The sequence below is a fragment of the Flavobacterium frigoritolerans genome, assembly GCF_025847275.1.
In the GTDB taxonomy this organism is placed as follows: domain Bacteria; phylum Bacteroidota; class Bacteroidia; order Flavobacteriales; family Flavobacteriaceae; genus Flavobacterium; species Flavobacterium frigoritolerans.
Genome location: NZ_JAOZEV010000002.1, coordinates 184,532 through 198,155, shown reverse-complemented (window position 1 = coordinate 198,155; position 13,624 = coordinate 184,532). Strand labels below are relative to the sequence as shown.

The 13,624-nt window shown below is 35.3% G+C and carries 25 protein-coding genes; all 25 read left to right on the top strand.

The window, feature by feature from the left end; all coding sequences use genetic code 11:
* The first annotated feature begins 12 nt into the window (after positions 1-12).
* The 25 genes from rpsG (at position 13) to infA (ending at position 13,617) form a co-directional block, all read left to right on the top strand.
* Entirely contained in the window at positions 13-489 is a 477-nt protein-coding gene (gene rpsG, locus OIU80_RS03495) for a 30S ribosomal protein S7 (protein ID WP_007803600.1), read from the top strand.
* A gap of 10 nt (positions 490-499) precedes the next feature.
* Entirely contained in the window at positions 500-2,656 is a 2,157-nt protein-coding gene (gene fusA / locus OIU80_RS03490; RefSeq protein ID WP_264285671.1) for an elongation factor G, read from the top strand.
* Positions 2,657-2,667: 11 nt separating this feature from the next.
* Positions 2,668-2,973 carry a 30S ribosomal protein S10 gene (gene rpsJ, locus OIU80_RS03485; RefSeq protein WP_011963470.1) on the top strand — a complete coding sequence of 102 codons (306 nt, stop codon included), beginning with the start codon at positions 2,668-2,670 and terminating at the stop codon, positions 2,971-2,973.
* A 154-nt stretch (positions 2,974-3,127) separates the two neighbouring features.
* Positions 3,128-3,745: a 50S ribosomal protein L3 gene (gene rplC / locus OIU80_RS03480; protein ID WP_035619642.1), complete on the top strand. Its 618-nt coding sequence runs from the start codon at positions 3,128-3,130 to the stop codon at positions 3,743-3,745.
* Positions 3,745-4,374 carry a 50S ribosomal protein L4 gene (rplD, locus tag OIU80_RS03475; RefSeq protein WP_035619641.1) on the top strand — a complete coding sequence of 210 codons (630 nt, stop codon included), beginning with the start codon at positions 3,745-3,747 and terminating at the stop codon, positions 4,372-4,374. The genes rplC and rplD overlap by 1 nt, the downstream gene beginning before the upstream one ends.
* A 7-nt stretch (positions 4,375-4,381) precedes the next feature.
* Positions 4,382-4,672 carry a 50S ribosomal protein L23 gene (gene rplW / locus OIU80_RS03470; RefSeq protein WP_039111739.1) on the top strand — a complete coding sequence of 97 codons (291 nt, stop codon included), beginning with the start codon at positions 4,382-4,384 and terminating at the stop codon, positions 4,670-4,672.
* 9 nt (positions 4,673-4,681) lie between these two features.
* Positions 4,682-5,506 carry a 50S ribosomal protein L2 gene (rplB, locus tag OIU80_RS03465; protein ID WP_007136563.1) on the top strand — a complete coding sequence of 275 codons (825 nt, stop codon included), beginning with the start codon at positions 4,682-4,684 and terminating at the stop codon, positions 5,504-5,506.
* Between the two features lie 7 nt (positions 5,507-5,513).
* A complete protein-coding gene (gene rpsS / locus OIU80_RS03460) occupies positions 5,514-5,792 on the top strand; it encodes a 30S ribosomal protein S19 (protein WP_008464288.1) in 279 nt (92 codons plus the stop codon).
* A gap of 6 nt (positions 5,793-5,798) precedes the next feature.
* Entirely contained in the window at positions 5,799-6,212 is a 414-nt protein-coding gene (gene rplV / locus OIU80_RS03455) for a 50S ribosomal protein L22 (RefSeq protein WP_007803631.1), read from the top strand.
* A gap of 5 nt (positions 6,213-6,217) precedes the next feature.
* Positions 6,218-6,970 (top strand): 30S ribosomal protein S3, encoded by a 753-nt coding sequence (rpsC, locus tag OIU80_RS03450; RefSeq protein WP_035619639.1) that lies wholly within the window; start codon positions 6,218-6,220, stop codon positions 6,968-6,970.
* Positions 6,971-6,989: 19 nt separating this feature from the next.
* Positions 6,990-7,415 carry a 50S ribosomal protein L16 gene (gene rplP, locus OIU80_RS03445; protein ID WP_039111738.1) on the top strand — a complete coding sequence of 142 codons (426 nt, stop codon included), beginning with the start codon at positions 6,990-6,992 and terminating at the stop codon, positions 7,413-7,415.
* 13 nt (positions 7,416-7,428) lie between these two features.
* The gene (rpmC, locus tag OIU80_RS03440) at positions 7,429-7,620 is read left to right on the top strand and encodes a 50S ribosomal protein L29 (RefSeq protein ID WP_007803639.1); all 192 of its coding nucleotides are present in this window, start codon (positions 7,429-7,431) and stop codon (positions 7,618-7,620) included.
* A 17-nt stretch (positions 7,621-7,637) separates the two neighbouring features.
* Positions 7,638-7,898 (top strand): 30S ribosomal protein S17, encoded by a 261-nt coding sequence (gene rpsQ, locus OIU80_RS03435; protein ID WP_129539790.1) that lies wholly within the window; start codon positions 7,638-7,640, stop codon positions 7,896-7,898.
* 2 nt (positions 7,899-7,900) lie between these two features.
* Positions 7,901-8,269, top strand: coding sequence for a 50S ribosomal protein L14 (gene rplN, locus OIU80_RS03430; protein ID WP_007803649.1), 369 nt, complete (start codon positions 7,901-7,903; stop codon positions 8,267-8,269).
* A gap of 11 nt (positions 8,270-8,280) precedes the next feature.
* A complete protein-coding gene (rplX, locus tag OIU80_RS03425) occupies positions 8,281-8,595 on the top strand; it encodes a 50S ribosomal protein L24 (RefSeq protein WP_195735573.1) in 315 nt (104 codons plus the stop codon).
* 2 nt (positions 8,596-8,597) lie between these two features.
* Complete coding sequence (gene rplE / locus OIU80_RS03420; protein WP_035619635.1) at positions 8,598-9,149, top strand: 50S ribosomal protein L5; 552 nt, start codon at positions 8,598-8,600, stop codon at positions 9,147-9,149.
* Between the two features lie 3 nt (positions 9,150-9,152).
* A complete protein-coding gene (gene rpsN, locus OIU80_RS03415) occupies positions 9,153-9,422 on the top strand; it encodes a 30S ribosomal protein S14 (protein ID WP_007803655.1) in 270 nt (89 codons plus the stop codon).
* 104 nt (positions 9,423-9,526) lie between these two features.
* Positions 9,527-9,925: a 30S ribosomal protein S8 gene (gene rpsH / locus OIU80_RS03410; RefSeq protein WP_195735572.1), complete on the top strand. Its 399-nt coding sequence runs from the start codon at positions 9,527-9,529 to the stop codon at positions 9,923-9,925.
* 18 nt (positions 9,926-9,943) lie between these two features.
* On the top strand, positions 9,944-10,486 hold the full coding sequence (gene rplF, locus OIU80_RS03405; protein ID WP_195735571.1) for a 50S ribosomal protein L6: 543 nt from the start codon (positions 9,944-9,946) through the stop codon (positions 10,484-10,486).
* Positions 10,487-10,497: 11 nt separating this feature from the next.
* Entirely contained in the window at positions 10,498-10,848 is a 351-nt protein-coding gene (gene rplR / locus OIU80_RS03400; RefSeq protein ID WP_229988493.1) for a 50S ribosomal protein L18, read from the top strand.
* A 3-nt stretch (positions 10,849-10,851) separates the two neighbouring features.
* Positions 10,852-11,376: a 30S ribosomal protein S5 gene (rpsE, locus tag OIU80_RS03395; RefSeq protein ID WP_085950271.1), complete on the top strand. Its 525-nt coding sequence runs from the start codon at positions 10,852-10,854 to the stop codon at positions 11,374-11,376.
* 12 nt (positions 11,377-11,388) lie between these two features.
* Entirely contained in the window at positions 11,389-11,571 is a 183-nt protein-coding gene (gene rpmD, locus OIU80_RS03390) for a 50S ribosomal protein L30 (RefSeq protein ID WP_017495010.1), read from the top strand.
* Between the two features lie 11 nt (positions 11,572-11,582).
* The gene (gene rplO / locus OIU80_RS03385) at positions 11,583-12,035 is read left to right on the top strand and encodes a 50S ribosomal protein L15 (RefSeq protein ID WP_264285670.1); all 453 of its coding nucleotides are present in this window, start codon (positions 11,583-11,585) and stop codon (positions 12,033-12,035) included.
* A gap of 12 nt (positions 12,036-12,047) precedes the next feature.
* A complete protein-coding gene (secY, locus tag OIU80_RS03380) occupies positions 12,048-13,394 on the top strand; it encodes a preprotein translocase subunit SecY (RefSeq protein WP_229988491.1) in 1,347 nt (448 codons plus the stop codon).
* Positions 13,395-13,401: 7 nt separating this feature from the next.
* Entirely contained in the window at positions 13,402-13,617 is a 216-nt protein-coding gene (infA, locus tag OIU80_RS03375) for a translation initiation factor IF-1 (protein WP_007136545.1), read from the top strand.
* Positions 13,618-13,624 lie beyond the last annotated feature (7 nt).

The following is a 13,624-nucleotide window of genomic DNA, read 5'->3' as shown; positions in this document are numbered from 1 at the left end:
TAAAAAAAAGACATGAGAAAAAGAGCGGCAAAGAAAAGACCACTTTTACCAGATCCGAGGTTTAATGACCAATTGGTAACGCGTTTTGTGAACAACTTAATGTGGGACGGTAAGAAATCTACAGCTTTTAAAGTATTTTATGATGCAATTGACATCATTGAATCTAAAAAGCAAGATTCAGAAAAATCATCATTAGAAATCTGGAAAGATGCTTTAACTAATGTTATGCCTCACGTAGAAGTACGTAGTCGTAGAGTTGGTGGAGCTACATTCCAAATTCCAATGCAAATCAGACCAGATCGTAAGATTTCTATGGCAATGAAGTGGTTAATACTTTATTCTAGAAGAAGAAATGAAAAATCTATGGCTCAAAGGTTAGCTTCAGAGTGTTTAGCTGCGGCTAAAGAAGAAGGAGCGGCTGTTAAAAAGAGAATGGATACTCATAAGATGGCTGAAGCTAATAAAGCATTCTCTCACTTTAGATTTTAATTCATAAGAAATGGCTAGAGATTTAAAATATACAAGAAATATTGGGATTGCTGCTCATATTGATGCTGGTAAAACAACTACAACTGAGCGTATTCTTTTTTATACAGGGAAAACACATAAAATTGGAGAAGTGCATAATGGTGCTTCTACAATGGACTGGATGGAGCAGGAAGCAGAAAGAGGTATTACAATTACTTCAGCGGCTACAACTTGTGAGTGGAGTTTTCCAACGGAGCAAGGTAAAGCTTTACCAGAATCAAAACCATATCATTTTAATATTATTGATACTCCGGGACACGTTGATTTTACTGTAGAGGTAAATCGTTCATTACGTGTGCTTGATGGGTTGGTTTTCTTGTTTAGTGCTGTTGATGGTGTAGAGCCTCAGTCAGAAACTAACTGGAGACTTGCTGATCAGTATAGAGTTCCTCGTATGGGATTTGTTAATAAAATGGATAGACAAGGTTCTAACTTTTTGAATGTATGTCAGCAAGTTAGAGATATGTTGAAATCTAATGCAGTTGCAATCACTTTGCCAATTGGTGAAGAGAATGATTTCAAAGGTGTAGTTGATTTAGTGAAGAATCAAGCTATTGTATGGCATGATGAAACATTAGGGGCTACTTTTGATATTGTGCCTATCCCTGAGGATATGCTTGCGGAAGTAAAAGAATTTAGATCTATACTTATCGAAGCAGTTGCTGATTATGATGAGAACTTGTTGGAGAAATTCATGGAAGATGAGGATTCTATTACAGAAGACGAAATAAACAAGGCTTTAAGAGCGGCTACTATAGATATGGCAATCATTCCTATGCTTGCTGGTTCTTCTTTTAAAAATAAAGGAGTTCAGTTTATGTTAGATGCTGTATGTAAGTACTTGCCATCTCCAATGGATAAAGAAGGTATTGAAGGGATTCATCCTGATGATGTTGATTTATTAGAAGAAGATCAAACAAAAATCCTTCGTCGTCCAGATGTGAAAGAGCCATTCGCTGCTTTAGCGTTTAAGATTGCTACAGATCCATTCGTGGGGCGTTTAGCTTTTTTCCGTGCTTATTCAGGTCGTTTGGATGCGGGATCATATATTTTGAACACTCGTTCAGGAAACAAAGAAAGAATTTCTCGTATCTATCAAATGCATGCTAATAAACAAAACCCTATCGAATATATCGAAGCTGGGGATATTGGAGCGGCAGTTGGATTTAAAGATATCAAGACTGGGGATACAATGTGTGATGAAAAACACCCAATTATTCTTGAGTCAATGAAATTTCCTGCACCGGTAATTGGTATTGCAATTGAGCCTAAAACTAAGGCTGACGTAGATAAAATGGGTATGGCTTTGGCTAAATTAGCTGAAGAAGATCCAACGTTTACAGTTAGAACAGATGAGGCTTCAGGGCAGACTATTATTTCTGGTATGGGTGAGCTTCATTTGGATATCTTGGTAGATCGTATGAAACGTGAATTTAAAGTTGAAGTGAACCAAGGTGAGCCTCAAGTTGAATATAAAGAAGCGTTTACAAAAACAGCTACACATAGAGAAACATACAAAAAACAATCAGGAGGTCGTGGTAAATTCGGAGATATCGTATTTACACTTGGGCCAGCTGACGAGGTTGATGGTAAGGTTCCTGTAGGATTGCAGTTTATTAATGCTGTAAAAGGTGGTAATGTTCCTAAGGAATATATTCCATCTGTAGAAAAAGGTTTCCGTGAAGCTATGAAAACTGGTCCTTTAGCAGGATACCAGGTAGATAGTTTGAAAGTAACTTTAACTGACGGATCTTTCCACCCTGTCGATTCAGATGCGCTTTCTTTTGAGTTAGCAGCTAGAATGGGGTATAGAGAAGTGGCTAAAGCTGCTGGAGCAATCATTCTTGAGCCAATCATGAAAATGGAGGTTATTACACCAGAAGAAAACATGGGAGATATCGTAGGTGATATTAACCGTCGTAGAGGTCAGGTTAATGACATGGGTGATAGAAATGGTGCTAAAACTATCAAGGCTGATGTGCCTTTGTCAGAGATGTTTGGTTATGTAACAACATTAAGAACACTTTCATCTGGTAGAGCAACATCTACAATGGAATTTTCACACTACGCTGAAACACCTTCTAATATTTCAGAAGCAGTTATCAAAAAAGCAAAAGGAAACGCTTAATCTTTAAGAAAATGAGTCAAAAAATCAGAATAAAACTAAAATCTTACGATCACATGTTGGTAGATAAATCTGCTGAAAAGATTGTAAAAACAGTTAAGAGTACCGGTGCTGTTGTAACAGGTCCAATTCCGTTGCCAACACATAAAAAACTTTTCACTGTACTACGTTCTCCGCACGTTAATAAAAAAGCGAGAGAGCAATTTGAAGTAATGTCATATAAGAGATTAATTGATATTTATTCATCTTCATCTAAAACTATTGATGCTTTAATGAAACTTGAATTGCCAAGTGGAGTAGAAGTTGAAATCAAAGTTTAAGTAGTTCAAGAGTAAAAAAGGACGCTGTTTTTAGGCGAAAAATATTTTTTTTGGTTTGTGTGTAAATAAGTTATACTTTTGCACCTCTTAAAAAATAGGATTCGGTTAAAAGCTGCGTTCTATATTTATATTTAATAATTAATAATTAATATTTATGTCTGGGTTAATTGGTAGAAAAATCGGCATGACTAGTATTTTTGATGAAAACGGGAAAAATATTCCTTGTACAGTAATCGAGGCTGGTCCATGCGTTGTTACCCAAGTCAGAACCAAAGGTGTTGACGGGTACGAAGCGTTGCAACTTGGTTTCGATGACAAAAACGAGAAACATTCCACAAAAGCGGCTTTAGGTCACTTTAAGAAAGCTGGAACTGTAGCTAAGAAAAAAGTCGTTGAATTCCAAGATTTCGCAACAGAGCAAAAATTAGGAGATCTTATTGATGTTTCTATTTTTTCTGAAGGAGAATTTGTAGATGTACAAGGTGTGTCTAAAGGTAAAGGTTTTCAAGGGGTTGTAAAACGTCACGGTTTTGGTGGTGTTGGTCAAGCAACTCACGGTCAACACAACCGTTTAAGAGCGCCAGGTTCTGTGGGAGCTTCTTCTTATCCATCTAGAGTATTCAAAGGAATGCGTATGGCTGGAAGAATGGGAGGAGACAATGTAAAAGTTCAAAACCTTAGAGTTTTAAAAGTGGTTGCTGAAAAGAACCTACTAGTTATCAAAGGATGTGTTCCTGGTCATAACAACTCTTATGTAATCATTCAGAAGTAATGGAAGTAAAAGTATTAGATTTCAACGGAAAAGATACTGGAAGAAAAGTTCAACTTTCTGATTCAGTATTCGCAATTGAACCAAATAATCACGCTGTATATCTTGATGTTAAACAATATTTAGCAAATCAAAGACAAGGTACTCATAAGGCTAAAGAAAGAGCTGAAGTAGCGGGAAGTACACGTAAGATTAAAAAACAAAAAGGAACTGGTACTGCTCGTGCGGGTAGTATTAAAAACCCTTTGTTTAAAGGTGGTGGAACAGTTTTCGGACCAAGACCAAGAAGTTATTCATTTAAATTGAATAAAAACTTAAAGAGATTGGCAAGAAAATCAGCGTTCTCGATTAAAGCAAAAGAAGCAAGTATTGTTGTTTTGGAAGACTTTAATTTTGAAACGCCAAACACTAAAAATTTCATTAACGTTTTGAAAGCTTTAGGGTTAGAAAATAAAAAATCTCTATTTGTGTTGGGAGAGTCAAATAAAAATGTATATTTGTCGTCACGCAATTTAAAGGCTTCTAATGTTGTAAGTAGCTATGAATTAAGCACTTATGCTATTCTGAACGCTAATAATTTAGTGCTTTTAGAGAGTTCTTTAGAGGTAATTGAAGAAAATTTAAGCAAATAATAGGAATATGAGTATCATAATTAGACCTATAGTAACTGAAAAAGTAACCAAGGAAAGTGAAGTTTTGAATCGCTTCGGTTTTGTTGTTGACAAAAAAGCAAATAAAGTTCAGATTAAGAAAGCTGTTGAAGCTGCTTATGGAGTAACTATTTTGAGTGTTAACACAATGAATGTAAGACCGGATAGAACTACAAAATACACAAAAAGTGGTTTGATCAGCGGAAAGACAAATGCAATCAAAAAAGCAATTGTTCAAGTACAAGAAGGAGAAACAATTGATTTTTACAACAATATCTAAGATAGAAAAATGTCAGTAAGAAAATTAAAACCTATTACCCCAGGTCAGCGATTTAGAGTTGTGAATGGTTATGACGCCATTACAACTGATAAGCCGGAACGCTCTTTGATAGCGCCGATAAAAAACTCTGGAGGTAGAAATAGTCAAGGAAAGATGACCATGCGTTATACGGGTGGTGGTCACAAGCAGAGATATCGTATTATTGATTTCAAACGTACAAAAGAAGGAATTCCAGCTACAGTGAAATCAATCGAATATGATCCAAATCGTACTGCATTTATCGCTTTATTAGCTTATGCTGATGGAGAGAAAACTTATATTATCGCTCAAAACGGATTGAAAGTAGGACAGAAATTAGTTTCTGGACCAGAATCTCAACCAGAAATCGGTAATACATTGCCTTTAAGCAGAATTCCTTTAGGAACTGTTATTTCTTGTATCGAATTGAGACCAGGTCAAGGAGCTGTAATCGCTCGTTCAGCTGGAACATTTGCTCAATTGATGGCAAGAGATGGAAAATATGCTACAATTAAAATGCCATCAGGTGAAACAAGATTAATTTTGTTGACTTGTGCAGCTACAATTGGAGCAGTATCTAATTCAGACCACCAATTAGTTGTATCTGGTAAAGCAGGTAGAACAAGATGGTTAGGAAGAAGACCTAGAACAAGACCTGTTGCAATGAACCCTGTTGATCACCCAATGGGTGGTGGAGAAGGACGTTCTTCTGGTGGACATCCACGTTCAAGAAATGGAATACCAGCTAAAGGTTATAGAACTCGTTCTAAGAAAAACCCGAGTAACAAGTATATCGTAGAACGTAGAAAGAAATAATTAAGATATGGCACGTTCATTAAAAAAAGGACCTTTCGTTCATTATAAGTTAGACAAGAAAGTTCAAGAAAACGTAGAAAGTGGTAAAAATGCAGTTGTAAAGACTTGGTCTAGAGCTTCAATGATTACTCCGGATTTCGTTGGACAAACTATCGCAGTTCATAACGGTCGTCAATTTGTACCAGTTTACGTAACAGAAAACATGGTAGGTCACAAATTAGGAGAATTTTCACCAACTAGATCTTTTAGAGGTCATGCTGGAGCAAAAAATAAAGGTAAAAAATAAGAAGCAATGGGAGTTCGTAAAAGAGAAACAGCAGATGCGAGAAAAGAGGCTAATAAGTCTATTGCTTTCGCAAAATTGAATAACTGCCCTACTTCACCTAGAAAAATGCGCTTAGTAGCGGACTTGGTAAGAGGTCAGAAGGTAGAAAGAGCACTTAACATTTTAAGATTTAGTTCTAAAGAAGCTTCAAGAAAATTAGAGAAACTATTATTATCTGCAATCAACAACTGGGAGCAAAAAAATAGTGAAGGTAATTTAGAAGAAGCTGGATTATTTGTTAAGGAGATCAGAGTAGATGGTGGAATGATGTTGAAAAGACTTCGTCCAGCTCCACAAGGTCGTGCACACAGAATAAGAAAACGTTCTAATCACGTAACAATCGTGCTTGGAGCTATCAATAACACACAAAGCAATTCTTAAGCAGCATGGGACAAAAGACAAATCCAATTGGAAATAGACTTGGTATCATCAGAGGGTGGGACTCAAACTGGTATGGTGGAAATGATTACGGTGACAAACTTGCCGAAGATCACAAAATCAGAAAGTATATCCACGCTCGTTTATCAAAAGCTAGTGTATCAAAAGTAATCATCGAGAGAACTTTGAAACTTGTAACCGTTACTATCACTACTGCTAGACCTGGTATTATTATCGGAAAAGGTGGTCAAGAGGTAGACAAGTTAAAAGAAGAACTTAAGAAAATTACAGACAAAGAGGTTCAAATTAACATCTTTGAAATTAAAAGACCTGAATTAGATGCTTATCTTGTGGCGACAAGCATCGCACGTCAAATAGAAAGTCGTATTTCTTACAGACGTGCAATCAAAATGGCTATTGCTGCTTCTATGCGTATGAACGCTGAAGGTATCAAAGTTTTGATTTCTGGTCGTTTGAATGGTGCTGAAATGGCACGTTCAGAAGGTTTCAAAGAAGGTAGAATTCCTCTATCAACTTTCAGAGCTGATATTGATTATGCACTTGCAGAGGCTCATACTACTTATGGTAGAATGGGAATCAAAGTGTGGATCATGAAAGGTGAAGTTTATGGAAAGAGAGATCTTTCTCCACTTGCTGGAATGGATAAAAAACAAGCTGGTGGTGGAAAAGGTGGAGATGCTCCTCGTGGCAAATCTAACTTTAATAAAGGTTCAAAACCAGACGCTCGTAAAAGAAAGTAAATTTTTAAACTAAAGAAAAATGTTACAGCCTAAAAGAACAAAATACCGTAAGGTACAAAAAGGTAAAATGAAAGGAAATTCTCAAAGAGGATTTGAGCTTTCTAATGGAATGTTTGGTATTAAATCTGTACATGAAGATGGAATGTTCTTAACCTCTCGTCAAATCGAAGCTGCGCGTATCGCTGCAACTCGTTTTATGAAAAGAGAAGGACAATTATGGATCAAAATATTTCCAGACAAACCAATTACTAAGAAACCTCTTGAAGTACGTATGGGTAAAGGTAAAGGTGCAGTAGAATATTGGGCTGCAGTTGTTAAACCCGGAAGAATAATGTTTGAAGTTGGAGGAGTTCCATTGTCAGTTGCAAAAGAGGCTTTACGTCTTGCAGCACAAAAGCTTCCAGTAAAAACTAAGTTCGTTGTTGCTAGAGATTTCGAAGCATAATTTATAATATATTATGAAACAATCAGAAATAAAAGATCTTTCTGCAGCGGAGTTGCAAGAAAAACTTAGTCAAACTAAGAAGATATATGCTGACCTAAAAATGGCCCACGCTATTTCTCCAATTGAGAATCCACTTCAAATTAGAAGTGTAAGAAGAACAGTTGCAAGATTGGCTACAGAGTTAACTAAAAGAGAGTTACAATAATTGTATTCTGCTGAAAGATGGAAGAAAAAAGAAATTTAAGAAAAGAAAGAATTGGTGTTGTTACTTCAAATAAAATGGATAAGTCTATTGTTATTGCCGAAGTAAGAAAAGTAAAACACCCATTATACGGTAAGTTCGTGTTGAAAACAAAGAAATACGTTGCACACGACGAAACAAACGACTGTAACATTGGAGATACTGTAAGAATTAGCGAAACGCGTCCTTTAAGTAAATCAAAATGTTGGAGATTAGTTGAAATCTTAGAAAGAGCTAAATAATTATGGTACAACAAGAATCAAGACTAAAAGTAGCAGATAACACGGGAGCAAAAGAAGTTTTAACTATCCGTGTTTTAGGAGGTACCAAAAGAAGGTATGCCTCTGTTGGTGACAAGATTGTAGTTTCTATCAAAGATGCAACTCCAAACGGAAACGTTAAAAAAGGAGCTGTTTCAACTGCAGTTGTTGTACGTACCAAAAAAGAAGTGAGAAGAGCTGATGGTTCTTATATCCGTTTCGATGACAATGCATGTGTTCTTTTGAATGCTGCAGGAGAAATGAGAGGAACTCGTGTTTTTGGTCCGGTAGCAAGAGAACTTCGTGAAAAACAATTCATGAAAATTGTATCATTAGCACCAGAAGTGCTTTAATTCGTTTTAAGATGATAAAGCTAAAAATAAAATCAGGAGATATCGTAAGAGTAATTGCTGGAGACCATAAAGGTTCAGAAGGTAAAGTTCTACGTGTTTACCGTGAGAAAAATAAAGCGATAGTTGAAGGTGTAAACATGGTTTCGAAACATACAAAACCAAGTGCTAAAAACCCTCAAGGTGGTATCGTTAAGAAAGAAGCTTCTATACAAATATCTAACATTTCACTAATTGATCCTAAAACTAAGGAAACAACTAGAGTTGGTATTAGAGTAGAAGGAGATAAGAAAGTAAGATTTTCAAAAAAATCTAATCAAGTACTATAGTAATGGCATATACACCTAGACTAAAAGAAGAATATAAGAGTAGAGTAATCTCTGCTCTTAAAGAGGAATTCGGATATACAAACGTAATGCAAGTTCCTAAATTGGAAAAAATCGTTTTGAGCCGTGGAGTTGGTGCAGCTGTATCTGATAAAAAACTTATTGACTATGCAGTTGATGAGTTAACAAAGATCACTGGACAGAAAGCAGTATCTACTATTTCAAAGAAAGACGTTGCGTCATTCAAATTGAGAAAAGGAATGCCGATTGGTGCAAAAGTTACTTTGCGTGGTGAAAGAATGTATGAGTTTTTAGATAGACTTATTACTTCTGCTTTACCGCGTGTTAGAGATTTTAGTGGTATCAAGGCTACTGGTTTTGACGGAAGAGGTAATTACAACCTTGGAGTTTTAGAGCAAATCATTTTCCCAGAAATTGATATTGATAAAGTAAACAAAATTTCAGGAATGGATATTACTTTTGTTACAACTGCTCAAACAGACAAAGAAGCAAAGTCATTATTGGCTGAATTAGGTTTACCTTTTAAAAAGAATTAAGACATGGCTAAAGAATCAATGAAAGCCCGTGAGGTGAAAAGAGAGAAAACGGTAGCTAAGTATGCTGAGAAAAGAAAAGCTTTGAAAGAAGCTGGAGATTTTGAAGGTTTACAAAAATTACCTAAAAATGCTTCACCAGTTCGTTTGCACAACCGTTGTAAATTAACAGGTAGACCAAGAGGTTATATTCGTCAATTTGGTATTTCACGTGTAACTTTCCGTGAGATGGCTAATAATGGATTAATTCCTGGAGTTAAAAAGGCGTCTTGGTAATCTCGCAATAAGTTATTACTTTTGCAAACCAAAAAATAATTTTAATTGATTAAAGGTTCGGGAGACGAGTGTCTCCCGAAAACCATAATCGCAATCAAATACATATGTATACAGATCCTATTGCAGATTATTTGACTAGAGTTCGTAACGCTGTGGCTGCAAACCACAAAGTTGTTGAAATTCCAGCATCTAATCTAAAAAAAGAAATAACCAAGATCTTATTTGATCAAGGTTATATCTTGAGTTACAAATTTGAGGACAACGCTGTTCAGGGTTCAATCAAAATCGCTTTGAAGTATGATAAAGATACTAAAGAGCCGGTAATTAAAGATATCCAAAGAATTAGTAAACCAGGTTTGCGTAAATATGCAGGTGCTGCTAACCTACCTAGAATCCTTAACGGATTAGGGATTGCTATTGTTTCTACGTCAAAAGGTTTAATGACAGGAAAACAAGCTAAGCAATTAAATGTAGGTGGTGAAGTAATTTGTTACGTATACTAATTATAAAGACTATATAAGATGTCAAGAATAGGTAAAAATCCAATTGTAATCCCTGCTGGTACAACTGTAGAAGTTAAAGACGGTATTATTACAGTAAAAGGAAAGAATGGTCAACTTACACAGGAGTTTTCGGACGTAACTGTAACGGTTGAAGGCGATCAAGTTCAAGTAGATAGATCGTCTGATCACAAAGATCACAGAGCAAAACACGGACTTTACAGATCATTAATCAGTAACATGATTGTTGGTGTAAACGAAGGGTTTACTAAATCTTTAGAATTGGTAGGAGTTGGTTATAGAGCTTCAAATCAAGGACAAAAGTTAGATTTAGCTCTTGGATATTCTCACAATATTGTTTTAGAAATTGCTCCAGAAGTAGTTTTAGAGACAATATCTGAAAAAGGTAAAAACCCTATCGTAAAATTAACATCAATTGATAAACAACTTTTAGGTCAGGTTGCGGCAAAAATTAGAGGTTTCCGTAAGCCAGAACCATATAAAGGAAAAGGTGTTAAATTTGTAGGTGAAGTATTAAGAAGAAAAGCAGGTAAATCAGCTTAAAAAATAAGATTATGTCATTAACAAAATCTGATAGAAGACAGAGAATTAAATTCAGAATTAGAAAAACGATTAGTGGTTACGCTACTAAACCAAGACTATCTGTATTTAGAAGTAACAAAGAAATTTACGCACAACTTATTGATGATGTAAATGGAGTTACTTTATTAGCTGCCTCTTCAAGAGAAAAAGAAATAGGTAAAGGTACGAACGTAGAAATTGCTAACGCAGTTGGAAAACTAGTTGCAGAAAAAGCGTTAAAAGCTGGAATTGATGCAGTAACTTTCGATAGAGGAGGATACTTATATCACGGTCGTATTAAATCATTAGCAGAAGGCGCAAGAGCGGCTGGACTTAAATTCTAATATATTATGTCTAAATACAAAAATGTAGAATTGGTAAAACCAAGTGGTCTTGAACTTAAAGATCGTCTGGTAAGTGTTAATCGTGTTACTAAAGTTACAAAAGGTGGTAGAGCTTTCGGTTTTTCTGCTATTGTAGTTGTAGGTGATGAAAATGGAGTTGTTGGACATGGATTAGGAAAATCTAAAGATGTTTCTGAAGCAATTGCGAAAGCAGTAGAGGATGCTAAGAAAAATTTAGTAAAAATTCCTTTGAATGGACAATCAGTTCCTCACGAACAAAAAGGTAAATTTGGTGGTGCACGTGTATTCTTAATTCCTGCCTCTCATGGTACAGGAGTTATTGCTGGTGGAGCTGTTCGTTCAGTTCTTGAATCAGTAGGTATTCACGATGTATTATCTAAATCTCAAGGATCATCAAATCCTCATAACGTAGTTAAAGCAACTTTTGATGCTTTATTACAAATGAGAAGCGCTTATACTGTTGCAAAACAAAGAGGTGTTTCTTTAGAAAAAGTTTTTAAAGGTTAATTCAAGGAAATTATGGCTAAATTATTAGTAAAACAAGTAAGAAGCAAAATCAACTGTCCTCTTTCTCAAAAAAGAGGTTTGGAAGCTTTAGGTCTACGTAAAATGGGACAAGTTGTAGAGCATGATTCAAATCCTGCTATCCTTGGGATGATAAACAAAGTTAAACACTTAGTTTCTGTTGAAGAAGCTAAATAACAAATACTGTTATGAATTTAAGTAACTTACAACCAGCTGAAGGGTCAACGCACAATCAAAATAAAAGATTAGGTAGAGGAGAAGGTTCTGGAAAAGGTGGTACTTCTGCAAGAGGTCACAAAGGAGCAAAATCTCGTTCTGGTTATTCTAAAAAGATTGGATTTGAAGGAGGGCAAATGCCACTTCAAAGACGTGTACCTAAGTTCGGTTTCACAAACATCAACCGTAAAGAATACGAAGGTGTAAATTTAGATACGCTTCAATTATTAGTAGACAATGGTGTTATTACAGATTCTGTTGACATGACAGTTTATGTAGCAAATCGTCTAGCTACCAAAAATGAAATCGTTAAGATTTTAGGTAGAGGAGAATTGAAAGCAAAATTAAAAGTAACTGCTCACAAATTTACTGCTACTGCAAAAGCTGCTATTGAAGCTGCTGGTGGAGAGGCTGTAACAATATAATTTTTCTATTGTATGAAGAAATTTATTGAATCAATAAGTAATGTTTGGAAAATCGAAGAACTGAAAAATAGAATCTTAATTACTTTAGGACTTCTTTTAGTATATCGTTTTGGAGCACACGTTACGCTTCCTGGAATTGATGCAACGCAATTGACTGGTTTAGCGGGACAAACAAAAAATGGTTTAGGATCTATTCTAGACATGTTCACCGGAGGTGCATTCTCTAAAGCTTCAGTTTTTGCTTTAGGTATTATGCCTTATATTTCTGCGTCTATTGTTGTACAGTTAATGGGAATTGCGATTCCGTATTTACAAAAACTTCAAAATGATGGAGAGAGCGGTAGAAAAAAAATTAATCAGATAACACGTTGGTTGACTATTGTTATTACACTAGTTCAAGGACCGACTTACATCTATAATTTATATAGAACATTACCTAGTAGTGCATTTTTACTAGGTTTTAATTCTTTTGAGTTTTTATTTTCTTCTGTGATAATTTTGGTTACAGGTACTATTTTTGCCATGTGGTTAGGAGAGAAAATCACAGATAAAGGTATTGGAAATGGAATTTCATTGTTGATTATGGTTGGTATATTAGCTCGTTTTCCACAAGCTTTTATTCAAGAATTTACAACCAGAGTTACCAATAACAATGGAGGACCAATGTTATTAGTTATCGAAATTATTATTTGGTTATTAGTTATTATTTCTTGTGTACTGTTAATTATGGCAGTTCGTAAGATCCCTGTTCAATACGCTCGTCGTACGACTTCAGGTGATTATGAGCAAGATTTGATGGGAGGTAATAGACAATGGATTCCACTTAAGCTTAATGCTTCTGGGGTTATGCCAATTATTTTTGCACAAGCAATTATGTTTATTCCTGCAGCTGTAGCTGGATTGTCAAAATCAGATACATCACAATCAATTGTAGGTGCTTTTAGTAATATGTTTGGATTCTGGTATAACTTTGTATTTGCAACTTTAATTGTTGTATTTACTTTCTTTTATACTGCAATTACAGTTCCTACTAATAAGATGTCTGATGATTTAAAGAGAAGCGGTGGTTTTATTCCAGGTGTTAGACCAGGAGTTGAGACTTCGGATTTTCTTGACAAAGTGATGTCTTTAATAACTTTCCCAGGATCTTTATTCCTTGCTTTGATTGCTGTGTTCCCAGCCATTGTTGTAAGTTTTATGGATGTACAACAATCTTGGGCAATGTTTTTTGGAGGTACCTCGTTAATAATTATGGTTGGAGTTGCAATAGATACTATTCAACAAATCAACTCGTACTTGTTAAACAAACATTATGATGGTTTAATGAAGACTGGTAAAAATAGAAAAGCAGTAGCTTAATTTTTATATGGCAAAACAATCAGCAATAGAACAAGACGGATCAATCATTGAAGCATTATCAAATGCGATGTTCCGTGTAGAATTAGAAAATGGACATATTGTAATCGCTCATATTTCTGGTAAAATGCGTATGCATTACATCAAATTATTACCTGGTGATAAAGTGAAACTAGAAATGAGTCCTTACGACTTGTCAAAAGCAAGAATTACTTATAGATATTAAAGGATAT